Genomic DNA, 23,252 nt, shown 5'->3' with positions numbered 1-23,252 from the left:
GACCACCGCAGCGCCATCGACCTCCAGCCGATGCGCCAGCGAGTGACTCCAGCCAAACCCCAGCCCGACATCGATCTCGACCGCACTGGTGCGATACAAGCGGCTGAACTCAAACGGCAGCAGCCCGTCGAGCACACCATCGGTCAGCGTCAGCAGCTCTTCGCCGGTGACCATCGACACCGGACACCCGTTGGTGCAGGTTCGGGATGCACAATCGGCGCTGTCACCGTTGGGATTTTTCGCCTGATCCGAAGCCTCATCGCGAGGCTCATGCCGTTCCATTCGCGTCATGCCGTGGGACTTGTCACGGGCAATGGCCGCCGGATTGGGTACCGTCAGCACCAGCGCATCCACCGTGCGAACTTCAAGCGGAATAGCCGGTGTCGGCCGCAACGGTGCCGGACCTGCATTGACCATCAACGGTTTCAAAGCGCTCGCATGTCGGGTCAGGTCAGGCGCCGAGGTCAGCTCCGCCAGCCGCAACGCCGAAGCCGCCAGCCATTCCCGCGCACGCGGCGACTTGATCTTGCCCAATACCTGGGTGCTTAACCGCAGCGGCACGCCCATGCCACCCGACACACACATCAGCAGAAAACTGACCAGCAGCTCAGCGCGAACCTCGGCCACCACCTCGGCCAGATACTGCGGCGGCAGCATCTTCAGCCAACTGGTAAAGGCCGCCAGATAAATGAACAGCAACGGCTCATCGCTGAGCATCAGCAGACCATTGGCGATGGCCTCGGAGGACGCCTCAAGCAAGGCATCCAGTTCAGCGCTGGACAGATACTGCAGAAGCTTTTCGCTGTTGGCCTGCAAATCGGCGAGCAACGCGAACAGTTGCTTCACGTCATCCCAGACACCATTCAGGGCAGTTTCAAAACCGTGCCAGTCAGCCCGTTGCAACTGCCCGTAACGCTCGGTGAAACCGGCGCTGGAAAACTCCGTCCACTGCGGTTGAAACCCTTTCCATTCCTCACGCAGCCAGCCTTCCAGACCATCAAGAAGACCCTGATACGAGGCGTACAACGTCTGGACATGCGCGGTGGAAACATCGGGAAAGAAGGTGATGCGATAACGCTGGCCCCGGTCGCAATCGTCGACCTTGAGAATGCCGCTGGGGCCGATGGTGTAATGCAGCGGTTCGCCGAAACCCAAAACACCGTCGACATCGGAAATGACCGGTTCAAGAATCACCGGCGTATCACCGATCGGCACAAACCGCGCGGCTTCGAACATGTGCACCAGTGTCAGGGAGCCGCTGGCGGAACACATGGCGACAGAGGAACTGATGGGCTTGCGGCTGGCAACCGGTGCACTGAGCCGGACATCGTTGCCGACCTGGAACACCTGTTCGACATCCAACGCGGTGCCCGTCCAGAACTGCTCGGCCCAGGCGTCATAGTTGTTGAGGCAGAGGCGAAACTCCTGAAACAGTTTTTCGACGTCGGGCTGATCAGGGGGCAGCGCAGCGACCACCAGCAAACCAATGCTGTTGTTCAGTTTCAGGAGTTGGTCAGGTGGAAGCATTCGCAGTCACTCGCGCGCATCAGGGGAATGGCGCGAAACTTTGCGGGGGATCAAACAGGAAAGAAGTCAGCCGAGTAGGCGATGTCTGTAGGGCGATTCTCTAAATGTGGAGGAGGGCGTTCGGCGGACAACCGACATTGCCCGTTGCTCAACCTTGGCCGCGCTCGTTATGCTGCTGAACCCTTTAATCAGATCCGAGCAGCGGCGCTATCCACGTCGCGCGGGATGTCTTTGATAACGGATCCGATGATGAATGCACCGCTGAAGGCGTTTGGCCCGATCAAGGCCGTGATTTTCGACATGGACGGTTTGCTGCTGGACACCGAGGGCATCTACACCGAGGTTACCTCGCTGATTGCCGAGCGTTACGGGCGCACGTTCGACTGGAGCATCAAGCAGAACATCATCGGCCGTGGCGCCGGCGATCTGGCCCGTTATGTGGTCGAGGCGCTGGACCTGCCGATCACCGCCGAAGAATTTCTGGTGATCCGCGAGCCGCTGATGCGCGAGCGTTTTCCCACCGCGCAAGCGATGCCGGGCGCCGAGGAACTGATCCGCCACCTCAAGGCGCACAAGATTCCGATTGCCGTCGGCACCAGTTCGTCCCGTCAGTCGTTCGGGCAGAAAACCACCTTGCACGGCGACTGGTTTGCACTGTTCGACTTCATCGTCACCGCTGACGACCCGGAGGTCGGTGCGGCCAAACCGGCGCCGGACATCTTCCTCACCGCTGCTCGCCGACTCGGTGTTGCGCCGGAAGATTGCCTGGTGTTCGAAGATTCGCCGTTCGGTGTGACAGCCGCGAAAGCAGCCGGCATGACTGCCATCGCCATCCCCGATGCCGCCATGGCCGATGAAAAATACGCACACGCCGACGGGATTCTTCGTACGTTGAAAGCGTTCACGCCGAGTGCTTGCGGGTTGCCGGCGCTCGACTGGGCTTGATCAAATCGCGAACAAAAAAAACGCCGCCCCTCTGTCAAAGGAGGGGCGGCGTTTTTCGTTATCGACTATCCGATCAATCAGGCGCCGAAACCACCGTCGATGGTCAGGCTGGCCCCGGTGATATAACCGGCCTCCGGGCTTGCGAGGTAGGCGACGAAGCTGGCGATTTCCTCGGCCGTGCCATAACGGCCGACGGCCATCAGCGGAATCAGGCTGTCGGCGAACTCGCCGTGGGCCGGGTTCATGTCGGTATCGACCGGGCCGGGTTGCACGTTGTTGATGGTGATGCCGCGTGGGCCGAGGTCTCGGGCCAGGCCTTTGGTCAGGCCGACCAGTGCGGATTTGCTCATCGCATACACGCCACCACCGGCGAAGGGCATGCGGTCGGCGTTGGTGCTGCCGATGTTGATGATGCGCGAGCCTTCACCCATGTGTCTGGCGGCTTCCTGGCTGGCGATGAACACGCTGCGCACGTTGATTGCCAGGGTCTGGTCGAAGTCTTCCAGTTTGAAGTCTTCCAGCGGCGCGACGGCCAGCACGCCGGCGTTGTTGACCAGGATGTCGAGGCGGCCAAAGGCTTCGACAGTGGCGTTCACTGCGTTGCGGATGGCACCGGCGTCGGCGCTGTCAGCCTTGATCGCCAGAGCTTTGCCGCCGGTAGCGGTGATGCTGTTTTGCAGTTCTTCAGCCTTGGCGGCCGAGCTGACGTAGGTAAAGGCAACCGCGGCGCCTTCAGCGGCCAGGCGTTTGACGATGGCGGCACCGATGCCGCGAGAGCCGCCTTGAATCAGAGCGACTTTACCGCTGAGGTGTTGAGTGGTCATGTTCGATCTCCAGAAGTTTCAAGGCAGGCTGCCTTGGTGTGGTGTCGAGTATCTGCCCCTCGCTACCGGGCGAGTAGACCGTGGTTGCTATAGTCTGTGTAAACCAAAAGTTTAGAGTGGCGGTCATGGAAACCTTCAGCAGTATCGAATGCTTCGTGCGCAGCGCCGAAGTCGGCAGCTTTGCCGAGGCCGCGCGACGCCTGAGCCTGACGCCGGCCGCCGTGGGCAAAAGCGTGGCGAAACTGGAAGCGCGCCTCGGCGTGAGGCTGTTCCAGCGTAGCACCCGACGATTGACCCTGACGGAAGCGGGGCAATTGTTTCTGAGTGAGGTCAGCGGCAGCCTGACCACCATCCAGAACGCGGTGAACAATCTGGCCAGTGCCGGCGGTCAACCGGCGGGTACGCTGAAAGTCAGCATGGGCACGGTGTTCGGCCGCTTGTACATCGTGCCGTTGCTGGGGGAGTTCCTGAAAAGATTTCCGGCGATCAACCCGGACTGGCATTTCGATAACCGCCAGGTCGATCTGATCGGCCAGGGTTTCGATGCGGCGATTGGCGGTGGCTTCGAACTGCCCCAAGGCGTCGTGGCGCGCAGGCTCACACCGGCGCATCGGGTGTTGGTGGCTTCCAAGGATTATCTGGATCGATACGCGCCGATCAGCGAGCCGGACGAGCTCAAGCTGCACGACGGCATCCTGATCCGCTCACCGCAGACCGGGCGTGTGCGCTCCTGGCAGTTGACGCATCGCACCCGGCAACACAGCCCGCTGACCCTCAAGGCACGAATGACCATGAGTGATTCCGAAGCCGCCTGCGCCACGGCGGCGCAGGGGTTGGGGATTGCGCTGGTGAGCATGCCGTTCGCCGTCGGCTATCTTGAGGCGGGGACGTTGCAGCGGGTCCTGCCGGACTGGTACGTCGACGACGGCAACATCTCGATTTATTACGCCGAACACAAACTGCTGCCGGGCAAGACCCGGGCGTTCGTCGATTTCGTCATCGAACAGTTTTCAATCCTGGACCTCGCCGAGCGCTTTAACGCGCAAAACGTGCTGGCCAGCCGATGATGGTTTTTGGCCGTGGCGTCGCGTACGTGCGCACCTTGGAGGTCGACAGGCCCAGTCTCACCAGCGATTCGGCGATGGTCACGGCCGCTGTGACGCCATCCACCACCGGCACCCCGGTGCGCTGACGGATCTTCTCATCAAGCCCGGCCATGCCGCCGCAACCGAGGCAGATCACTTCGGCTTTATCCTGAGTCACCGCCAGTTCCGCCTGATGCACGATCGCTTCCAGCGCCCGTTGCGGTTCGTGCTCCAGCTCCAGAACCGCAAGACCACTGGCCCGCACCGAGGCGCAGCGATCCCACAAGCCGGAGAGTTTCAGCCGATCCTCGATCAACGGCACGGTGCGATCCAACGTGGTAACCACCGAATAGGCGTGGCCGAGAAACATCGCGGTGCTGGCGGCCGCGTCGGTGATGTCCACCACCGGCACGTTAAGCAATTCCTGCAAACCTTCGCGACCGTGTTCGCCGTAGCCGGCCTGAATCACCGCGTCGAACGGCTGGTCGTAGGACATCACCCGGTCCATCACGGCGATGGCAGCCAGGTAACTTTCGAAATTGCCCTCGACTGAATCGGCGCCGAAATGCGGCGTCAGCCCGACGATTTCCGTGCCGGGGGAGGCGACAGACTGCGCCGAACGGGCGATGGCCTGGGTGATGGATTCGGTGGTGTTGACGTTGACCACGAGAATGCGCATGGGAAGTCCTTATTACGGTTGGTTCTGCGGCCCCGCGAAGGGCCGCCAAAAGATTCAGTGGCTGAGGTTGTCGACGGCGATGGCTTCACCGTCGACGTCGGCGTAGTGCGGCTGGCGTTTGGCGATGATCAGGTAGAGCATTCCGGCAATGCCGGCACCGATCAGCCAGGAGAAGGGCGAAACGCTGTGGAAGCCCGGCACCAGTGCCAGAACGATGGCGATCAAAGCGGCCGGAATGAACGCCGCCACCGCCCGCAGGTTGACCCCGCGACTGTAGTAATACGCACCGTCAGGGTGTTCGCTGTACAACTGCGGCACGTGGATCCGGCCTTTGCGGATCAGCCAGTAGTCGACCATGATCACGCCGTACAACGGGCCGAGCAGGGCGCCGAGGCCGGACAGGAAGTACACGATCACCAGCGGGCTGTTGTAGAGATTCCACGGCAGGATCAGCACGGCGATGGTCGCGCTGATCAGCCCGGCGCGGCGGAAGGTCAGGTATTTCGGCGCCAGATTGCTGAGCACGAAGGCCGGGGCGACGAAGTTGGCCATGATGTTCACCGCCACGGTGACGATCAGGAACGCCAGGCAGCCGAGCACCAGAAAGAACGTGTTGGGGATCGAGGCGATGATCTCGGTCGGGCTTTCGATGATCCGGCCGTTGATCTGAAATTGCGCACCGCACAGCAGGACAGTGATCCCGGCGAACACCAGAATATTGACTGGCAGACCCCAGAAGTTTCCGACCTTGATTGTCTTGCGGCACGGCGAAGAGCGGGCGAAGTCGCAGAAGTTGAGGATCAGCGTCCCGTAGATCGCCAGCCACAAGGCGCCGCCGGCAAAGATGTTGCGCCACATCTCGCCGCCGGTCAGCGGTTCGCGGATTGACCAGGCGATGGTCGCGTTGGCTTGGGTGTACATCCACGCGGCGAGGCAGGCGACGGTCAGCAGAATCACCGGCCCGGCGAAGGCTTCGTAGCGGCGGACCATTTCCATGCCGTAGGCCAGAATCGCCAGTTGCACGAACCAGATCGCCACGAAACACACCCAGCCCAGGCTCGACAGGCCGAGGATCGAGTTGTGGTCGTAGTCGGCGAAACCGGGATGGATCGCCGTGAGCAACACGCGAAACACCACCGATGCCAGGTACGTCTGAATGCCGAACCAGGCGATGGCGATCACCGCCCGGATCAATGCAGGAATCTGCGCCCCGTGAATGCCGAAACTGATCCGGCTGATCACCGGAAACGGCACGCCGGTTTTCTGCCCCATGTAACCGGACAGGTTCATGAAGAAGTACACCAGCGCCGCGCCGATCCCCAGCGACAGCAGGATCTGCCAGCCGCCCAGGCCCAGGGCGTACAGACCGATGGCAAACGAGTAGTTGGCGATGTTGTGCACATCGTTGGTCCACAGGGCAAAGATGCTGTATTTGCCCCAGCGCCGCCCTTCGACCTTGGTCGGCGCGAGGTCACTGTTGTGCAGACGCGGGCTCAGTTGCAGCGGTTCGGCGATGCCGTCACCGGGCACGCTGTGGTCGAGGGGGGAAGAGGCGGGCAGATTCAGCGCGATGTTGTTATTGGAGAGACTCGTACGCATTCCGGCAGGCTCCTGATGTTCGGGCCGCGATGACTGTGCATGAGCGTTCGGGCTCGGCAGATCTTCGTCGCGGCGGTGAAAACATCACTGGTTACGGGGCATCTGCAGCCTGTACGGGATAGGGCGCTTCAGGCTTGCGGATCGAAAGTGTGGGTTCATGTTTTGCGGTTTTGTATACAAAACATGTATGCACTAAAGCCAGATCTGTGCCAGTCGGCGATCTATGAAAACCATCGCTGATTTCGAAAAGTTATTGAGGCGAGCCAAGTCGTTGAAATACGGGCGATATAAATTGACCGTTCGAACAGGTATTTATTTTTCGGGAGGGATTTCGGCGGGCGCGAGGAGGGAGTGTTTTTGGAGCTTGATGTAACTTTTCGGGGCGCAGAAACGAAAAGTGCACACATAAATGGCACCGATGGTGACATTCGTGTGTACACATTTTTCAAAACGGGTGGTGAACACTGTGGGAGCTGACTTGCTCCCACAGGGCAACAGAGATGCTTATGCCTTGCTGATGATGTTCCCGGCATGCAACCCGCATTCTTTTTGGGTCGCTTCTTCCCACCACCAGCGACCTTCACGTTCGTGCTGGTTCGGCAGGACAGGACGAGTGCACGGTTCGCAGCCGATGCTGATAAAGCCGCGCTCGTGCAGGCTGTTGTACGGCAGCTCCAGCATGCGGATGTAGCCCCAGATTTCCTCGCTGGTCATCTGCGCCAGCGGGTTGAACTTGTACAGGGTGCGCTCCGGGGTGGAGAACGCTGTATCGATTTCCATCACCGCCACGGCGCTGCGGGTGCCAGGGCTCTGGTCGCGACGCTGGCCGGTGGCCCAGGCTTTGACGCCGGACAGTTTGCGGCGCAGCGGCTCGATCTTGCGGATCCCGCAGCATTCGCCGTGACCGTCCTTGTAGAAACTGAACAGGCCTTTTTCCTTCACGAACGGTTCAAGTTTCGTGTAGTCCGGCGAGACCAGTTCGATATCGATCTTGTAGTGCTCGCGCACCTGATCGATGAAACGGTAGGTTTCCGGATGCAGGCGGCCGGTGTCGAGACTGAACACCTTGACGTTCTTGTTCAGCTTCCAGGCCATGTCCACCAGCACCACATCCTCGGCGCCGCTGAAAGATATCCACAGGTCATCGCCGAACTCGGCGAACGCGAGTTTGAGGATGTCCTGCGCGGATTTGTTGGCATAGGTCGTGGCGAGTTCCACGACGTCGAACGTTGGGCTCATCAGGGCGGCTTCCTACAGGTCGGTGGCGCTGGGCGCTCTATATGGCGCGATGGTAACAAAAAGCAACGCGCGCCGGGGCAGCCTCTGCGTTGCGCGCTCCAGGTCGAGCCGCTAGAGTTCGGGCTCGCTCGGCTCAATAAACATTACAAATGGAGTGTCCTGTGGAAATTGCCTGTCTTGATCTTGAAGGGGTGCTGGTACCGGAAATCTGGATCGCCTTCGCCGAAAAAACCGGAATCGAATCGCTCAAGGCCACCACCCGGGACATTCCCGACTACGACGTGCTGATGAAACAGCGCCTGCGCATCCTCGATGAGCATGGCCTGAAGCTTTCGGACATTCAGGAAGTGATCGCCACGCTCAAGCCGCTGGACGGCGCGGTGGAGTTCGTCAACTGGCTGCGCGAGCGTTTCCAGGTGGTGATTCTGTCGGACACCTTCTACGAGTTTTCCCAGCCGCTGATGCGTCAGCTGGGCTTTCCGACCTTGCTCTGCCACCGACTGATTACCGATGACAGCGGGCGGGTGACGAGCTACCAGTTGCGTCAGAAAGATCCGAAGCGGCAGTCGGTTCTGGCCTTCAAGAGTTTGTATTACCGGGTGATTGCGGCGGGGGATTCCTACAACGACACCAGCATGCTGGGCGAGGCGGATGCGGGGATTCTGTTCCATGCGCCGGATAACGTGATTCGCGAGTTTCCGCAGTTTCCGGCGGTGCATACGTTTGCCGAGTTGAAGCAGGAATTCCTCAAAGCCTCGGACCGCGACTTATCCCTTTAGCCACCTGATGATCGTTCCCATGCTCTGCGTGGGAATGCCTCAATGGACGCTCTGCGTCCGCTTTGGGACGCAGAGCGTCCCGGGCTGCATTCCCACGCAGAGCGTGGGAACGATCAACAAACGTCAGAGGTTCTGCAGGGTTTCGAGCAGGACTCTGACCTTGGTGATCGATTCCTGATACTCCGCTTCCCAGTCAGAATCGGCGACGATCCCGCCACCGCCCCAGCAACACACCTGCCCATCCTTCACCAACAGACTGCGGATCGCGATGGAGCTGTCCATCTCGCCGCGCACATCCAGATACAGCAACGAACCGCAATACAAACCGCGTCGGGTCGGTTCAAGTTCGTCGATGATTTGCATCGCGCGGATCTTCGGCGCGCCAGTGATCGAGCCGCCGGGGAAGCTGCCGGCAATCAGGTCCAGGGCGTCGCGATCCTGCGCCAGCTCACCGGTCACGCTGCTGACCAGGTGATGCACGTTCGGATAGCTTTCCAGGCTGAACAGCTCTGGCACTCGCACCGAGCCGATACGGCAGGTGCGGCCCAGATCATTGCGCAGCAGGTCGACGATCATCAGGTTTTCCGCGCGGTCCTTGGGGCTGGCCAGCAATTCGGCGGCGTTCGCTGCGTCTTCGGCCGGGGTCGCGCCACGGGGGCGGGTGCCCTTGATCGGGCGGGTTTCCACCTGGCGCTGGCTGACTTTGACGAAACGCTCGGGCGACAGGCTCAGCACGGCGTTGCCGTCGGGCAGGCTCTGGAACCCGGAAAACGGCGTCGGGCAGGCCTCACGCAGTTTGCAGTAGGCCAGCCATGGATCGCCCTGGCACGGCGCGCGGAAACGCTGGGCGAAATTGACCTGATAGCAGTCGCCGGCCTGAATGTAATGCTGGATGCGTTCGAACGCTTGACGGTACTCGTCGGCTGAGAGATCAGCCGCCATCGGGCTGTTCAGCTTGAACGGGGTCAGTTCCGTGCCCACTGATTGGCTGAATACATCGATCAGCCGCTGTTTCTCGCTGGCGCTGACCGACGGGTGGAACACCAGCTGGCTGGTGGCCGATTGGTGATCGCTGATCAAGGCCCAGTCGTACAGTCCAAAACGCGCATCGGGCAATTGCAGGTCATCCAGGGCCTGACTCGGCAGGTTTTCCAGATGCCGGCCGAAGTCGTAACTCAGGTAACCGATCAGGCCACCAGCGAAGGGCAATTCGTAGTCGTCGGGCAGTTGCGCGTCGCCCAAGCGGGTCAGATTGGTCCGTAGGCGTTGCAGGAAATCTTCCCCGCGTTCGTCCGGCAACACCGCCAGTTGTTCCAGCGGCCAGGCGCTGAGCAAGTCATAACGGCCACGGTCGGCACTCGGCCGGCCACTGTCGAGCAGCACGGCGCCGGGCGCATGGCGGACGGCCGCGAAATAGTCGGCGGGGTTGGCGCGGTAGGGCAGCGGGTGTACGGAACAGGTCAACATGGGCGGGGCAGATCGGCCATCGAGGCGGGGTGGGGATTGTAGTCCCCTCCGGGAATTGCTCCTAGAGGGGATGTCGGGGATTGGCAGATTGGCGGCAGAGCCACGCGACTTGATCGTTCCCATGCTCCGCGTGGGAATGCATCCCGTGACGCTCAGCGTCACAGTGGACGCAGAGCGTCCATGGCGGCGTTACCACGCGGAGCGTGGGAACGATCATGAAAGAGAAGTCAGCCCTCGACCGCCGGAATATGCCCAAATAACTCCTGAGCAAACGCCACGCGCTCTTCAACCGTTTCAGTCACACCACGTGCCTTGAGCTCTTCCAGATGCGCTTCCACCGCATGGGTGCGCAACGTCAGTCCGCAATCGTTGGCAATCTGGATATTCAGCCCCGGCCGTGCATTCAGCTCCAGAATCAGCGGGCCTTTCTCCTGGTCCAGCACCATGTCCACGCCGATGTAACCCAGGCCGCACAGCTCATAGCAACCGGCGGCGAGCTTCATGAATCCGTCCCAGTAGGGCAATTGCACACCGTCCACCGCGTTGGTGGTGTCCGGGTGTTTGGCGATGATGTTGTTCAGCCAGGTGCCGCGCAGGGTCAGGCCGGTGGCCAGGTCGACCCCGACGCCGATGGCGCCCTGGTGCAGGTTGGCCTTGCCGCCGGACTGACGGGTCGGCAGCCGCAGCATCGCCATCACCGGGTAACCCATCAGCACGATGATGCGGATGTCCGGCACGCCTTCGTAGCTGATGCTCTTGAAGATCTGGTCCGGGGTCACCCGATACTCGATCAGCGCCCGGTCGCGGTGGCCGCCCAGCGAATACAGGCCGGTGAGGATGCTGGAAATATGATGCTCCAGCTCTTCGTGGCTGAGGATCTTGCCCGATACCGTGCGATAACGGCCTTCGAAACGGTCGGCGATGACGATGATGCCGTCACCGCCGGCACCCTGGGCCGGCTTGATCACGAAGTCGCTGCGCCCGCCGATGATCTCGCCGAGCTTGTCGATTTCTTTCTCCGTGGAAATCACGCCATACAGTTCCGGCACGTGAATGCCGGCCTTGATCGCGCGCTCCTTGGTGATGATCTTGTCATCGACGATCGGGTACAGGCTGCGCTTGTTGTACTTGAGCACGTAGTCGGCGTTACGCCGATTGATGCCCATGATGCCCCGGGCTTCCAGGGCCTTCCAGGTCTTCCAGAAACCGAACATCAGGCGTCAGCCTTCTTCAGGAAAGCCTTGAAACGCACCAGTTCAGTCAGGCGGTAGCCGCGATAGCGACCCATGGCCAGCATGAAGCCCACCAGAATCAGCAGGATCGCCGGGAAGGTGAACACGAAGTACACCAGCTCCGGAACGGTCATGATCAGGTGCGCCAGGGACGCCGCGAACAGCGTGCCGATCGCCACTTTCATGGCATGGCTTGCACCGCGTTCTTCCCAGGTGATCGACAGGCGTTCGATGGTCATGGTCAGAATCACCATCGGGAACAGCGCCACCGACAGGCCGCGCTCCAGACCGAGCTTGTGACTGAACAGACTGATCGCCGCAATCAGCACCACCACGAAGGTCAGCACCACCGACAGACGCGGCAGCATTTGCAGCTTCAGGTGTTCCAGATACGAGCGCAGCGATAAGCCGAGCGCGGTGATCACGGTAAACAGCAGGATGCCGAAGCCCAGTTGCGTTTCGCGGAAGGCCAGAGCGATCAGCACCGGTGTGAACGTGCCGAGGGTCTGCAGGCCGATCAGGTTGCGCAGGATCAGGATCACCAGCACGCCGATCGGGATCATCACCATGATCATGAAGGTCTGCTGGGTTTGCAGCGGCAGGCCGTACAGCGAGTATTCGAGGAAGTTGGCGTCGGTATTCTCGTCGGTCAGCTTGGCCAGACGAATTGCGTTCATCTCGCTGTTGTTCAGGCTGAAGGTCACGTTGGCTTTCTTGCCGCCGTCGACGGTGATCAGGTTTTCATCACCGCTCCACCACAGCAGGCGATCGGTCGGCAGGCCTTGCTCGCCGGTTTCCGGGTTGAAATACAGCCAGTCGGTGCCATTGAAGCTGCGCAGCCACAGTTCCGGGGTTTGCGGCTGATCGGCGACGAGACGGATGGTGTGGACTTTTTCCACCGGTACGTGGGCGATGGACAGCAGCAGTTCGACGATTTTGGCTTTGTGCGGCGTCGACGGATCGCCGGCCAGCAGCAGTTTCACGTTGTCGTCGTTGACGTTGTTGACGCGTTTGATTGCCTCGCCAATGAAGGTCTCGACGTCGGCCGAGTGCTGGCGGATCGGCGCGAGCAGGGCTTCGGCGGCGATCTTTTCCGGGCCTTCGATGGCCATGCTGTCGCGGAAGGTCGGGCCTTTGACCTTGGTTTTTTCAGCGGTGTAGCGCTTGGTCAGCACCAGACGGTAATAAAGGGTCTGGTTACCCTTGGCCCGGCGTGCCGACCAGGTGACCTTGCGGTTGCCGTCGACACGGTTGACCGCCACGCCATAGTTGTTGGAGATGAAGCTTTCATTGAGGCTGACGTAATCGCGGCTCAGGGGCGGCACGAACATCTGGATCTTCACCGGATCCTTGGTGCTGGCGACGAACTCGACCTTGGCGTCGATGTTCCACAGGTCGTCGGTGGCGTCTTCGGTCACCGGGATGCCGAGCACGAAAATCTGATAGGCCGTAACCGAAACGCCCAGCAACACCAGGATGGTGATCAGGACTTTCAGGTGGAAGGTTAGAGAACGCATGGAAATTACTCGGCGGTATGAGCGGCGATGGCGCAGGCGGGTTTGCCGGCAGCGTATTTAAGACTGGGATCGACCAGCGCATCGAAGCGTTTCAGCGCCTCGGAGCCGATCAAAAGCGGGTATTGGAACGCACTACGGTCGGTCAGGTTCACTTCGATGCTGCGCATTGCCGAACCCATGCAGATGTCCAGCTCGATCACCGGGCGGGCGGTGTACTTCTTGCCTTCTTCCGGGTCGTAGTCGCCGGCGCGGCGCTTGATCTTGCTGACCCGGGCCAGCGGCCGTTCGATCGGGTGCGAATGCGCGGCGTCGATGGCCAGGTAGAAACGTACCCAGGACTCGCCGTTGCGTTTGAAGCGTTTGATGTCGCGGGCGCTCAGGGAGGCGGTTTTCGCCCCGGTGTCGAGTTTCGCCGCCACTTCCAGGTTGATCCCGTCGAGCGCAGCGTATTCGTTGAGGCCGTACACGGTCTTTTCCCCCGCCGCGGCGAGGCCGGGCAGGCAAAACAGTGCAAAGAATGTGGGGAAGGGCTTGAGTCTCATAAATCCTGGCGAGCAGCGTTCCGTTCTCGGTTCAGGGCCATGGCATCAGGAAATCCTGTCTGCCCATGCGCCTTCGTGTGCCTATCAGCTTTTTATGACAAGCCGTGCAAATGACTCGCAAATGCGGGCGGCATTCTAGCACGGTGGTTTTATGGCGCCAGCGCCGGGGGCGGTCTATAACCCTTGGGGTTGATACGCGGGCTTATTAGACGATTGTCGACAATCTGTATTTATCCTTTGACTGATGCGGGCTGATTCGCTAGTTTTTGCCGCATTGGATTTTAAGGTGTCGACAATATGCTGGATCAACTCGATCCTCCGGTGATCAGCGGTGACGATTCCGAGACGCTCTCGGAAAACGTCTTCCGGCGCATTCAGGCGGCCATCGTCAAAGGTGAGATCGCTCCGGGCAGCAAGATCTCCGAGCCGGAACTGGCGCGCACCTACGGCATCAGCCGCGGGCCGCTGCGCGAGGCGATCCATCGTCTGGAAGGCCAGCGCCTGCTGGTGCGCGTACCGCACGTCGGTGCGCGGGTGGTGTCGCTGAGCCACGCCGAATTGCTCGAACTCTACGAAATCCGCGAATCCCTCGAAGGTATGGCTTGCCGTCTGGCGGCCGAGCGCATGAGCGTCGAAGAAATCGACGAACTGCGCCGGGTGCTGGAAACCCATGAACGCGATGCAGCCTTTCAGGCTGGCGTCGGCTACTACCAGCAGGAAGGCGATTTCGACTTTCATTACCGGATCATCCAGGGCAGCGGCAACCGCACCCTCACGCAAATGCTCTGCGGCGAGCTCTATCAACTGGTGCGCATGTACCGCATCCAGTTTTCCACCACGCCCAACCGCCCGCGCCAGGCCTTTGCCGAACACCACCGGATTCTCGATGCCATCGCCGACCGTGACGGCGAGCTCGCGGAATTGTTGATGCGCCGTCACATCGGCGCCTCGAAACGCAACATCGCCCGTCACTACCAGGACGGCGCCGACAATAAGACAGCCACTGAACGAGGTGAGTCATGAGTTCCAGCAAGAGCACTCCAGGCCAGCGTTTCCGCGATGCGGTCGCCAGCGAACATCCGCTGCAAGTGGTCGGGGCGATCAACGCCAACCACGCGCTGCTGGCCAAGCGCGCCGGTTTCAAGGCGATCTACCTGTCGGGTGGCGGGGTGGCTGCCGGCTCCCTCGGCGTGCCGGACCTGGGCATCACCGGCCTGGATGACGTGCTGACCGACGTGCGCCGCATCACCGACGTCTGCGACTTGCCGCTGCTGGTGGACGTGGACACCGGTTTCGGCGCGTCGGCGTTCAACGTGGCCCGCACCGTCAAGTCGATGATCAAGTTCGGCGCGGCGGCGATTCACATCGAAGACCAGGTCGGCGCCAAGCGCTGCGGCCACCGTCCGAACAAAGAAATCGTGACCCAGCAGGAAATGGTCGATCGCATCAAGGCCGCCGTCGATGCCCGCACCGACGACAGCTTCGTGATCATGGCCCGCACCGATGCGCTGGCCGTTGAAGGTCTGGAATCGGCACTGGATCGCGCCGCCGCGTGCATCGAGGCCGGCGCCGACATGATCTTCCCGGAAGCCATCACTGAGCTTGAGATGTACAAACTGTTCGCCAGCCGCGTGAAAGCGCCGATTCTGGCCAACATCACCGAATTCGGCTCGACGCCGCTGTACACCACCGAGCAACTGGCCGGCGCCGACGTTTCGCTGGTGCTGTACCCGCTGTCGGCGTTCCGCGCGATGAACAAGGCTGCGGAAAACGTCTACACCGCGATCCGTCGCGACGGCACTCAGCAGAATGTCATCGACACCATGCAGACTCGCATGGAGCTTTACGATCGCATCGATTACCACACTTTCGAGCAGAAGCTCGACGCGTTGTTTGCGGCGAAGAAGTAAGCCGCAACCGTACTCCCTAATAAATTCAAGATTGGAGACAACAATGGCCGAAGCAAAAGTACTCAGTGGCGCCGGGCTCCGGGGCCAGGTCGCCGGGCAAACCGCACTGTCCACCGTGGGCCAGGCCGGTGCCGGGCTGACCTATCGCGGCTACGACGTGCGCGAACTGGCAGCCGACGCACAATTTGAAGAAGTGGCGTACCTGCTGCTCTACGGGGAGCTGCCGACCAAGGCGCAACTCGCCGACTATCAAGGCAAGCTGAGCAAGCTGCGCGACCTGCCGCAAGCGCTGAAAGAAGTGCTGGAACGCATCCCCGCCGACGCCCACCCGATGGACGTGATGCGCACCGGTTGCTCGTTCCTGGGCAACATCGAGCCGGAGAAAGACTTCTCCGAACAACGCGACAAGACCGACCGCCTGCTGGCCGCTTTCCCGGCGATCATGTGCTATTGGTATCGCTTCAGCCACGACGGCAAACGCATCAATTGCGTGACGGACGAGCAGTCCATCGGCGGCCACTTCCTGCACCTGCTGCACGACAAGAAGCCGAGCGAGCTGCACGTCAAAGTCATGAACGTGTCGCTGATCCTCTACGCCGAGCACGAATTCAACGCCTCGACCTTCACCGCTCGGGTGTGTGCTTCGACTCTGTCCGACCTGTATTCCTGCGTCACGGCGGCCATCGGCTCGCTGCGCGGCCCGCTGCACGGCGGCGCCAACGAAGCGGCGATGGAAATGATCGAGCGCTTCTCGTCGCCGGAAGAGGCGATCAAGGGCACCCTCGGCATGCTGGAACGCAAGGACAAGATCATGGGCTTCGGCCACGCGATCTATAAGGACAGCGATCCGCGCAACGAGGTGATCAAGGGCTGGTCGAAAAAACTTGCCGACGAAGTGGGCGACAAGGTGTTGTTCGCGGTTTCGGAAGCCATCGACAAGACCATGTGGGAACAGAAGAAACTGTTCCCCAACGCCGACTTCTACCATGCCTCGGCGTATCACTTCATGGGCATCCCGACCAAGCTGTTCACCCCGATCTTCGTCTGCTCGCGCCTGACCGGCTGGGCAGCGCACGTATTCGAACAGCGCGCCAACAACCGCATCATCCGTCCAAGCGCCGAGTACACCGGCGTCGAACAGCGCAAGTTCGTGCCAATCGAACGTCGCTGAATGGTGATGGCTAAACACTGATCCAGAGGTTCACCGAGGGCCCTGTGGGAGCTGGCTTGCCAGCGATAGCGGTGGTTCAGTCAGCATCGATGTTGGATGTGACTCAGTCATCGCTGGCAAGCCAGCTCCCACAGGTTTAGGTGTGATTTCAGTATCGGTGTCAGGCCCCACCTTTTTGTTATCACCGTGACCGAGTCCTGACCGATGAACACAGAATTTCGCAAGAACCTGCCCGGCACGCCGCTGGACTTCTTCGACGTCCGCGCGGCTGTCGATGCGATCCAGCCGGGCAGCTACGACACCCTGCCGTACACCTCTCGCGTGCTGGCGGAAAACCTCGTGCGTCGCTGCGACCCGGCCACGCTCACCAATTCCCTGAAACAGCTGATCGAGCGCAAACGCGACCTCGACTTCCCGTGGTTCCCGGCCCGCGTGGTGTGCCACGATATTCTCGGCCAGACCGCGCTGGTGGACCTGGCCGGCCTGCGCGACGCGATTGCCCAGCAGGGCGGCGACCCGGCGCAGGTCAACCCGGTGGTGCCGACGCAACTGATCGTCGACCACTCGCTGGCGGTGGAGGCGGGTGGTTTTGACAAGCAGGCGTTCGAGAAGAACCGCGCCATCGAAGACCGTCGCAACGAAGACCGTTTTCACTTCATCAACTGGACCAAGAAGGCGTTCAAGAACGTCGACGTCATCCCGCCGGGCAACGGCATCATGCACCAGATCAATCTGGAGAAAATGTCTCCGGTGATCCAGGTGCGCGACGGCGTGGCGTTCCCGGATACCTGCGTCGGCACCGACAGCCATACCCCGCACGTCGATGCGCTGGGCGTGATTGCCATCGGCGTCGGTGGGCTTGAAGCCGAGAGCGTGATGCTCGGCCGCGCGTCGTGGATGCGCCTGCCGGAAAGCGTCGGCGTCGAACTGACCGGCAAGCTGCAACCGGGCATTACCGCCACCGACATGGTGCTGGCGCTGACCGAATACCTGCGCAAACAGAAAGTGGTCGGCGCGTGGCTGGAGTTCTTCGGCGAAGGCGCTTCCGCGCTGACCCTCGGCGACCGCGCGACCATCTCCAACATGGCTCCGGAATACGGCGCCACGGCGGCGATGTTCTACATCGACCAGCAGACCATCGATTACCTGAAACTCACCGGTCGCGAAGACCAGCAAGTGCAACTGGTCGAGCAATACGCCAAGCAGATCGGCCTGTGGGCTGACAGCCTGATAGGCGCGCAGTACGAGCGCGGCCTGACCTTCGATCTGTCTTCGGTGGTGCGCAACATGGCCGGCCCGAGCAACCCGCACGCTCGCGTGGCGGTGTCGGATCTGGCGGCCAAAGGCATCGCCGGTCAGTGGGAAGAAGTGCCGGGGCAAATGCCTGACGGCGCGGTGATCATCGCCGCCATCACCAGTTGCACCAACACCAGCAACCCGCGCAACGTGATTGCCGCCGGCCTGCTGGCGCGCAACGCCAACAAGCTCGGGCTGACCCGCAAGCCGTGGGTCAAGTCATCGCTGGCGCCGGGCTCGAAAACCGTGGCGCTGTACCTCGATGAAGCGGGGCTGACCACGGAGCTGGAGCAGCTCGGTTTCGGCGTCGTCGCCTTCGCCTGCACCACCTGCAACGGCATGTCCGGCGCGCTGGATCCGGTGATTCAGCAAGAGATCATCGACCGCGACCTGTACGCCACTGCTGTGCTGTCCGGCAACCGCAACTTCGACGGCCGGATTCACCCGTACGCCAAGCAGGCGTTCCTCGCTTCGCCGCCGCTGGTGGTGGCCTACGCGATCGCCGGCACCATTCGTTTCGATATCGAGAAAGATGTGCTGAGCGTGGTCGACGGCAAGGAAATCCGCCTGAAAGACATCTGGCCGAGCGACGAAGAAATCGACGCGGTGGTGAAATCTTCGGTCAAGCCTGAGCAGTTCCGTCAGGTCTACATCCCGATGTTCGCCATCCATGAAGACACCGGCCCGAAAGTCACGCCGCTGTACGAGTGGCGCGAAATGAGCACCTACATCCGCCGTCCGCCGTATTGGGAAGGCGCGTTGGCCGGGGCGCGTCCGCTCAAAGGCATGCGCCCGCTGGCGGTGCTGCCGGACAACATCACCACCGATCATCTGTCGCCGTCGAACGCGATCATGCTCGACAGCGCTGCCGGTGAGTACCTGGCGAAAATGGGCCTGCCGGAAGAGGACTTCAACTCTTACGCGACCCACCGGGGCGACCACTTGACCGCACAGCGCGCGACCTTCGCCAACCCGAAACTGTTCAACGAAATGGTCGTGGAAAACGGCAAGGTTAAGCAGGGCTCGCTGGCCCGTGTCGAGCCGGAGGGCAAAGTGATGCGCATGTGGGAAGCCATCGAAACCTACATGGAGCGCAAGCAGCCGCTGATCATCATCGCCGGCGCCGACTACGGCCAGGGTTCGTCCCGCGACTGGGCGGCCAAAGGCGTGCGTCTGGCGGGGGTGGAAGCGATTGCCGCCGAAGGTTTCGAGCGCATTCACCGCACCAACCTGGTGGGCATGGGCGTGTTGCCGCTGGAGTTCAAACCGGGCACTGACCGCAAGACTCTGGGCATCGACGGCAGCGAAACCTACGACGTGATCGGTGAGCGCACGCCGCGCGCCGACCTGACGCTGGTGATCCATCGCAAGAACGGCGAACGCGTCGACGTGCCGGTGACCTGCCGCCTCGACACCGCCGAAGAAGTGTCGATCTACGAGGCTGGCGGCGTGTTGCAGCGCTTCGCTCAGGACTTCCTCGAAGAGTCGGCGGTTGCCGTTTAAATCAACTGATGTGGGCATGGGACTTCAAGTCCCATGTCTTCGTTAAGGAGCACCATGGCTCACGCACCGCAAATAAAAATCCCCGCCACCTACATGCGTGGTGGCACCAGCAAAGGCGTGTTTTTCAGCCTCAAGGACCTGCCCGAAGCCGCGCAGATTCCCGGCCCGGCCCGCGATGCGCTGTTGCTGCGGGTCATCGGCAGCCCGGACCCCTACGACAAGCAGATCGACGGCATGGGCGGCGCCACGTCCAGCACCAGCAAAACCGTGATCCTGTCGAAAAGCATCAAGGCCGATCACGACGTCGATTACCTGTTCGGTCAGGTGTCGATCGACAAGCCGTTTGTGGACTGGAGCGGCAACTGCGGCAACCTGTCGGCGGCGGTCGGCTCGTTTGCCATCAGCAACGGTCTGGTGGACGCCAGTCGCATTCCGCACAACGGTGTGGCGGTGGTTCGCGTGTGGCAGGCCAACATCGGCAAAACCATCATTGCCCATGTGCCAATCACCAACGGCGAAGTCCAGGAAACCGGTGATTTCGAACTCGACGGCGTGACCTTTCCGGCCGCCGAAGTACAGGTCGAATTCATGGACCCAGCGGCGGAAGAAGAGGGTGGTGGTGGCTCGATGTTCCCCACTGGCAACCTGATCGACGAGCTGGAAGTCCCGGGCGTCGGCACGTTCAAGGCGACCATGATCAACGCGGGGATCCCGACGATCTTCGTCAACGCCGAAGACATCGGTTACACCGGTACTGAATTGCAAAGCGCGATCAACAGCGATCCGAAAGCGTTACAGATGTTTGAGACCATTCGTGCCTACGGTGCTTTGCGTATGGGGCTGATTTCCAGTCTGGATGAAGCGGCCAAGCGTCAGCACACGCCTAAGGTAGCGTTCGTCGCCAAGCCTGCGGATTACGTCGCGTCCAGTGGCAAACCCATTGGCGCCGGGGATGTGGATTTGCTGGTGCGAGCGTTGTCGATGGGCAAGCTGCACCACGCGATGATGGGCACGGCGGCGGTGGCGATCGGCACGGCGGCGGCCATCTCGGGCACGTTGGTGAATCTGGCGGCGGGTGGTGTTGAGCGGAATGCGGTGCGGTTCGGGCATCCGTCCGGGACGTTGCGTGTTGGCGCAGAAGCTAGTCTGGAAAATGGTGAGTGGGTCGTGAAGAAGGCGATCATGAGCCGCAGTGCGCGCGTCCTGATGGAAGGTTACGTGCGCGTTCCTGGCGACTCGTTCTAATGAACAACCGGTGAGAGCGAGCCCGTTCGCTCTCACCGCCATGCACATTTCAATAAGAAGAAAATTAGCCCTGAACCGAGGTCCCATCAACGAACCACTTTCAAGAGTGAATCGAACATGAGCGCCAACGTCGACCTGAACAACCGCCCCGACTACGACGATGTCCTGCAGGACATCGCCGATTACGTCCTCAGCTACAAAATCACATCCGCCGAAGCCCTCGACACCGCCCGCAACTGCCTGATGGACACCCTGGGCTGCGGCCTGCTGGCCTTGCGTTTCCCCGAATGCACCAAACACCTTGGCCCAATCGTCGAAGGCACCGTCGTCCCATTCGGCGCCCGAGTCCCTGGCACCTCCTATCGCCTCGACCCGGTGAAAGCGGCGTGGGACATCGGCTGTATCGTGCGCTGGCTGGATTACAACGACACGTGGCTCGCCGCCGAATGGGGCCATCCGTCGGACAACCTCGGCGGGATTCTCGCGGTGGCCGATCACCTGTCGCAAAAGCGTCTGGCCAACGGCGAAGCGCCGCTGACCGTGCGCGATGTACTTGAAGCGATGATCATGGCCCACGAAATCCAGGGCGTGATTGCGCTGGAAAACTCCTTCAATCGTGTAGGCCTCGACCACGTCATTCTGGTGAAAGTCGCCTCGACTGCCGTGACCGCCAAGCTGATGGGCGCCAACCGTGAGCAGCTGTTATCGGCGTTGTCCCATGCGTTTGCCGACGGTCAGGCGTTGCGTACTTACCGCTATGCGCCAAACGCCGGCTCGCGTAAATCCTGGGCGGCAGGGGATGCATCGAGCCGGGGCGTGCGGCTGGCGAATATCGCGATGCGCGGCGAAATGGGCATTCCCGGCGTCTTGAGTGCCAGACAGTGGGGCTTTTACGACGTTCTGTTCAGCCACACTAACAACGATCTGGCGCTCAAACCCGAAGACAAACGCACCTTCAGCTTCTCGCGACCGTTCGGCAGTTACGTGATGGAAAACGTGCTGTTCAAGATCAGCTTCCCCGCCGAGTTTCACGCGCAAACCGCCTGCGAAGCCGCCGTGACCCTGCACCCGCAGGTGCGCAACCGTCTGCATGAAATCGACCGGATCGTGATCACCACCCACGAATCGGCGATCCGCATCATTTCCAAGGTCGGGCCGCTGGCCAACGCCGCCGACCGCGATCACTGCCTCCAGTACATGACCGCCGTACCGCTGGCGTTCGGCAATCTGGTGGCGGAGCAGTACGAAGATGATTTCCACAAGGCCCATCCGATCATCGATGTGCTGCGCGAGAAAATGGTCATCGTCGAAGATCCGCGCTTCACCCGCGAATACCTGGAGGCCGACAAACGCTCGATTGCCAACGCGGTGCAGGTGTTTTTCAAGGACGGTTCGAGCACGGAAAACGTGGTGGTGGAATACCCGATCGGCCATCGCCGGCGTCGCGCCGAGGGCATTCCGTTGCTGGAGGACAAATTCCGGGCAAATCTGGCCACCCGTTTCACCGGGCAGCGCAGCGGGGAGATTCTGGCGTTGTGCAAGGATCAGGCGCGGCTTGAAGCCACGCCGGTGAACCGGTTTGTCGATTGGTTTGTTATCTGAGGGACCGCGTTATCGTTCATCGCGGGCAAGCCACGCTCCCACAGGGTTTTGTTGTGAATGCAAAATCTGCGTACACCACAAAATCCTGTGGGAGCTGGCTTGCCAGCGATGGCGGCTGCAAGGGCGCTACAAATCTATTTGAAACGCCGCTCCACACCTTTTTCCACGAGGATCTTCGCGGAAATCTCTTCCACTGAAAAATGCGTGGAGTTGATGTGCGGGATGTTCTCGCGGCGGAACAGGTTTTCCACTTCGCGCACTTCGAACTCGCACTGGGCGTAGCTCGAATAGCGGCTGTTGGGCTTGCGTTCGTTGCGGATCGCGGTAAGGCGGTCCGGGTCGATGGTCAGGCCGAACAGCTTGTGCTGGTGAGCACGCAGGGCGGCCGGCAGTTGCAGGCGCTCCATGTCGTCCTCGGTCAGCGGATAGTTGGCTGCGCGGATGCCGAATTGCATCGCCATGTACAGGCACGTCGGTGTCTTACCACAACGCGACACGCCCACTAGTATCAGGTCGGCCTTGTCGTAATAGTGCGTGCGGGCGCCGTCGTCGTTGTCGAGGGCGAAGTTCACCGCCTCGATCCGCTCCATGTAATTGGAGTTGTGGCCGATGGAGTGGGATTTGCCGACGGTGTAGGAAGAATGCTCGGTCAGTTCCTGTTCGAGCGGAGCGAGGAACGTCGAGAAAATGTCGATCATGAAACCATTGGAGGTTGCGAGAATCTCACGGATGTCCTGGTTGACGATGGTGTCGAAGATGATCGGCCGGAAACCGTCGGTTTCAGCGGCTTTGTTGATTTGTTGTACCATGGCCCGCGCTTTTTCAACGCTGTCGATGTACGGTCGCGTGAATTTGCTGAAGGTAATGTTTTCGAACTGCGCCAGAAGGCTTTGACCCAGGGTTTCGGCGGTGATACCGGTGCCATCGGAGATAAAGAAAGCAGATCGTTTCATTTGCACCTTGGGCCTTAAGCTAATGAGCATTTCTGGATATGATAGGCGCGATTTGCCGGCCGCCATTGGCCCGCATTCTCACTTATTTTCCAGGTCCAGGCCATACAGCCGGCCAACGCTCCCCCGAGCCGCCGGTT

At 61.0% G+C, this 23,252-nt stretch carries 19 protein-coding genes; 9 read left to right on the top strand and 10 right to left on the bottom strand.

Features of this window, described 5'->3' with window-relative positions; genetic code table 11:
- Positions 1 to 1,527, bottom strand: a 1,527-nt coding sequence (locus CAF77_RS16835; RefSeq protein WP_256577984.1) for a DUF6531 domain-containing protein, incomplete at its 3' end; no start/stop codon positions are given.
- 249 nt (positions 1,528 to 1,776) lie between these two features.
- On the opposite strand from CAF77_RS16835, the gene CAF77_RS16830 reads away from it, so the two are divergent.
- Positions 1,777 to 2,472: an HAD-IA family hydrolase gene (locus CAF77_RS16830; RefSeq protein WP_085655259.1), complete on the top strand. Its 696-nt coding sequence runs from the start codon at positions 1,777 to 1,779 to the stop codon at positions 2,470 to 2,472.
- Positions 2,473 to 2,549: 77 nt separating this feature from the next.
- Here the strand turns inward: CAF77_RS16830 and CAF77_RS16825 are convergent, their stop codons facing one another.
- On the bottom strand, positions 2,550 to 3,296 hold the full coding sequence (locus tag CAF77_RS16825; RefSeq protein WP_085655258.1) for a 3-oxoacyl-ACP reductase family protein: 747 nt from the start codon (positions 3,294 to 3,296) through the stop codon (positions 2,550 to 2,552).
- A 125-nt stretch (positions 3,297 to 3,421) separates the two neighbouring features.
- On the opposite strand from CAF77_RS16825, the gene CAF77_RS16820 reads away from it, so the two are divergent.
- Complete coding sequence (locus CAF77_RS16820; protein WP_085655257.1) at positions 3,422 to 4,363, top strand: LysR family transcriptional regulator; 942 nt, start codon at positions 3,422 to 3,424, stop codon at positions 4,361 to 4,363.
- Here CAF77_RS16820 and CAF77_RS16815 read toward each other — a convergent pair.
- The 3 genes from CAF77_RS16815 to CAF77_RS16805 all read right to left on the bottom strand — a co-directional run bounded on the left by CAF77_RS16815 (position 4,332) and on the right by CAF77_RS16805 (position 7,898).
- Entirely contained in the window at positions 4,332 to 5,060 is a 729-nt protein-coding gene (locus tag CAF77_RS16815) for an aspartate/glutamate racemase family protein (protein WP_085655256.1), read from the bottom strand. The two genes, CAF77_RS16820 and CAF77_RS16815, sit on opposite strands and share 32 nt — an antisense overlap.
- A 54-nt stretch (positions 5,061 to 5,114) precedes the next feature.
- Positions 5,115 to 6,659, bottom strand: a complete 1,545-nt coding sequence (locus tag CAF77_RS16810) for an NCS1 family nucleobase:cation symporter-1 (RefSeq protein ID WP_085655255.1) — start codon at positions 6,657 to 6,659, stop codon at positions 5,115 to 5,117.
- Between the two features lie 504 nt (positions 6,660 to 7,163).
- Entirely contained in the window at positions 7,164 to 7,898 is a 735-nt protein-coding gene (locus CAF77_RS16805; RefSeq protein ID WP_007960132.1) for a phosphoadenylyl-sulfate reductase, read from the bottom strand.
- Between the two features lie 161 nt (positions 7,899 to 8,059).
- Here CAF77_RS16805 and thrH point away from each other — a divergent pair, with 161 nt between their 5' ends.
- Positions 8,060 to 8,677 (top strand): bifunctional phosphoserine phosphatase/homoserine phosphotransferase ThrH, encoded by a 618-nt coding sequence (gene thrH / locus CAF77_RS16800; protein ID WP_064378738.1) that lies wholly within the window; start codon positions 8,060 to 8,062, stop codon positions 8,675 to 8,677.
- A gap of 123 nt (positions 8,678 to 8,800) precedes the next feature.
- Here the strand turns inward: thrH and pabB are convergent, their stop codons facing one another.
- The 4 genes from pabB to CAF77_RS16775 form a co-directional block, all read right to left on the bottom strand.
- Positions 8,801 to 10,144 carry an aminodeoxychorismate synthase component I gene (pabB, locus tag CAF77_RS16795; protein WP_085655254.1) on the bottom strand — a complete coding sequence of 448 codons (1,344 nt, stop codon included), beginning with the start codon at positions 10,142 to 10,144 and terminating at the stop codon, positions 8,801 to 8,803.
- Positions 10,145 to 10,371: 227 nt separating this feature from the next.
- Positions 10,372 to 11,358, bottom strand: a complete 987-nt coding sequence (locus CAF77_RS16785; RefSeq protein WP_064378740.1) for an alpha-L-glutamate ligase-like protein — start codon at positions 11,356 to 11,358, stop codon at positions 10,372 to 10,374.
- A complete protein-coding gene (locus CAF77_RS16780) occupies positions 11,358 to 12,893 on the bottom strand; it encodes an inactive transglutaminase family protein (RefSeq protein ID WP_039769978.1) in 1,536 nt (511 codons plus the stop codon). Before CAF77_RS16780 ends, CAF77_RS16785 begins: the two co-directional genes overlap by 1 nt.
- 5 nt (positions 12,894 to 12,898) lie before the next feature.
- The gene (locus tag CAF77_RS16775; protein ID WP_011333239.1) at positions 12,899 to 13,435 is read right to left on the bottom strand and encodes an ATP-dependent zinc protease; all 537 of its coding nucleotides are present in this window, start codon (positions 13,433 to 13,435) and stop codon (positions 12,899 to 12,901) included.
- A gap of 300 nt (positions 13,436 to 13,735) precedes the next feature.
- Between CAF77_RS16775 and CAF77_RS16770 the strand changes: the two genes are divergently transcribed.
- From CAF77_RS16770 to prpD, 6 genes are all read left to right on the top strand, one after another.
- On the top strand, positions 13,736 to 14,458 hold the full coding sequence (locus CAF77_RS16770; RefSeq protein WP_169432611.1) for a GntR family transcriptional regulator: 723 nt from the start codon (positions 13,736 to 13,738) through the stop codon (positions 14,456 to 14,458).
- A complete protein-coding gene (prpB, locus tag CAF77_RS16765) occupies positions 14,455 to 15,345 on the top strand; it encodes a methylisocitrate lyase (protein WP_064378741.1) in 891 nt (296 codons plus the stop codon). Before CAF77_RS16770 ends, prpB begins: the two co-directional genes overlap by 4 nt.
- 43 nt (positions 15,346 to 15,388) lie before the next feature.
- Complete coding sequence (gene prpC / locus CAF77_RS16760) at positions 15,389 to 16,516, top strand: 2-methylcitrate synthase (RefSeq protein ID WP_064378742.1); 1,128 nt, start codon at positions 15,389 to 15,391, stop codon at positions 16,514 to 16,516.
- A gap of 204 nt (positions 16,517 to 16,720) precedes the next feature.
- On the top strand, positions 16,721 to 19,315 hold the full coding sequence (gene acnD, locus CAF77_RS16755) for a Fe/S-dependent 2-methylisocitrate dehydratase AcnD (protein WP_064378743.1): 2,595 nt from the start codon (positions 16,721 to 16,723) through the stop codon (positions 19,313 to 19,315).
- Between the two features lie 54 nt (positions 19,316 to 19,369).
- Entirely contained in the window at positions 19,370 to 20,560 is a 1,191-nt protein-coding gene (prpF, locus tag CAF77_RS16750; RefSeq protein WP_064378744.1) for a 2-methylaconitate cis-trans isomerase PrpF, read from the top strand.
- A gap of 117 nt (positions 20,561 to 20,677) precedes the next feature.
- Positions 20,678 to 22,162, top strand: coding sequence for a 2-methylcitrate dehydratase (gene prpD / locus CAF77_RS16745; RefSeq protein ID WP_064378745.1), 1,485 nt, complete (start codon positions 20,678 to 20,680; stop codon positions 22,160 to 22,162).
- 134 nt (positions 22,163 to 22,296) lie between these two features.
- Here prpD and CAF77_RS16740 read toward each other — a convergent pair whose 3' ends face one another.
- Positions 22,297 to 23,115, bottom strand: a complete 819-nt coding sequence (locus CAF77_RS16740; RefSeq protein WP_011333245.1) for a pyruvate, water dikinase regulatory protein — start codon at positions 23,113 to 23,115, stop codon at positions 22,297 to 22,299.
- Between the last annotated feature and the right edge of the window lie 137 nt (positions 23,116 to 23,252).

It is taken from the genome of Pseudomonas sp. R15(2017) (assembly GCF_002112685.1).
Lineage (GTDB): Bacteria > Pseudomonadota > Gammaproteobacteria > Pseudomonadales > Pseudomonadaceae > Aquipseudomonas > Aquipseudomonas glycinae.
Note: the sequence above shows the minus strand (reverse complement) of the source record. Positions and strands in the feature narration are given on the sequence as shown.

What these genes read in the sequence shown, in the direction of transcription:
- CAF77_RS16810 (WP_085655255.1), bottom strand. Translation starts at nt 6,659, where the DNA reads ATGCGTACGAGTCTCTCCAATAACAACATCGCGCTGAATCTGCCCGCC.
- prpB (WP_064378741.1), top strand. Translation starts at nt 14,455, where the DNA reads ATGAGTTCCAGCAAGAGCACTCCAGGCCAGCGTTTCCGCGATGCGGTC.
- CAF77_RS16780 (WP_039769978.1), bottom strand. Translation starts at nt 12,893, where the DNA reads ATGCGTTCTCTAACCTTCCACCTGAAAGTCCTGATCACCATCCTGGTG.
- CAF77_RS16785 (WP_064378740.1), bottom strand. Translation starts at nt 11,358, where the DNA reads ATGTTCGGTTTCTGGAAGACCTGGAAGGCCCTGGAAGCCCGGGGCATC.
- CAF77_RS16805 (WP_007960132.1), bottom strand. Translation starts at nt 7,898, where the DNA reads ATGAGCCCAACGTTCGACGTCGTGGAACTCGCCACGACCTATGCCAAC.
- prpF (WP_064378744.1), top strand. Translation starts at nt 19,370, where the DNA reads ATGGCTCACGCACCGCAAATAAAAATCCCCGCCACCTACATGCGTGGT.
- CAF77_RS16830 (WP_085655259.1), top strand. Translation starts at nt 1,777, where the DNA reads ATGAATGCACCGCTGAAGGCGTTTGGCCCGATCAAGGCCGTGATTTTC.
- prpD (WP_064378745.1), top strand. Translation starts at nt 20,678, where the DNA reads ATGAGCGCCAACGTCGACCTGAACAACCGCCCCGACTACGACGATGTC.
- acnD (WP_064378743.1), top strand. Translation starts at nt 16,721, where the DNA reads ATGAACACAGAATTTCGCAAGAACCTGCCCGGCACGCCGCTGGACTTC.
- prpC (WP_064378742.1), top strand. Translation starts at nt 15,389, where the DNA reads ATGGCCGAAGCAAAAGTACTCAGTGGCGCCGGGCTCCGGGGCCAGGTC.
- pabB (WP_085655254.1), bottom strand. Translation starts at nt 10,144, where the DNA reads ATGTTGACCTGTTCCGTACACCCGCTGCCCTACCGCGCCAACCCCGCC.
- CAF77_RS16820 (WP_085655257.1), top strand. Translation starts at nt 3,422, where the DNA reads ATGGAAACCTTCAGCAGTATCGAATGCTTCGTGCGCAGCGCCGAAGTC.
- CAF77_RS16740 (WP_011333245.1), bottom strand. Translation starts at nt 23,115, where the DNA reads ATGAAACGATCTGCTTTCTTTATCTCCGATGGCACCGGTATCACCGCC.
- CAF77_RS16815 (WP_085655256.1), bottom strand. Translation starts at nt 5,060, where the DNA reads ATGCGCATTCTCGTGGTCAACGTCAACACCACCGAATCCATCACCCAG.
- CAF77_RS16825 (WP_085655258.1), bottom strand. Translation starts at nt 3,296, where the DNA reads ATGACCACTCAACACCTCAGCGGTAAAGTCGCTCTGATTCAAGGCGGC.
- CAF77_RS16775 (WP_011333239.1), bottom strand. Translation starts at nt 13,435, where the DNA reads ATGAGACTCAAGCCCTTCCCCACATTCTTTGCACTGTTTTGCCTGCCC.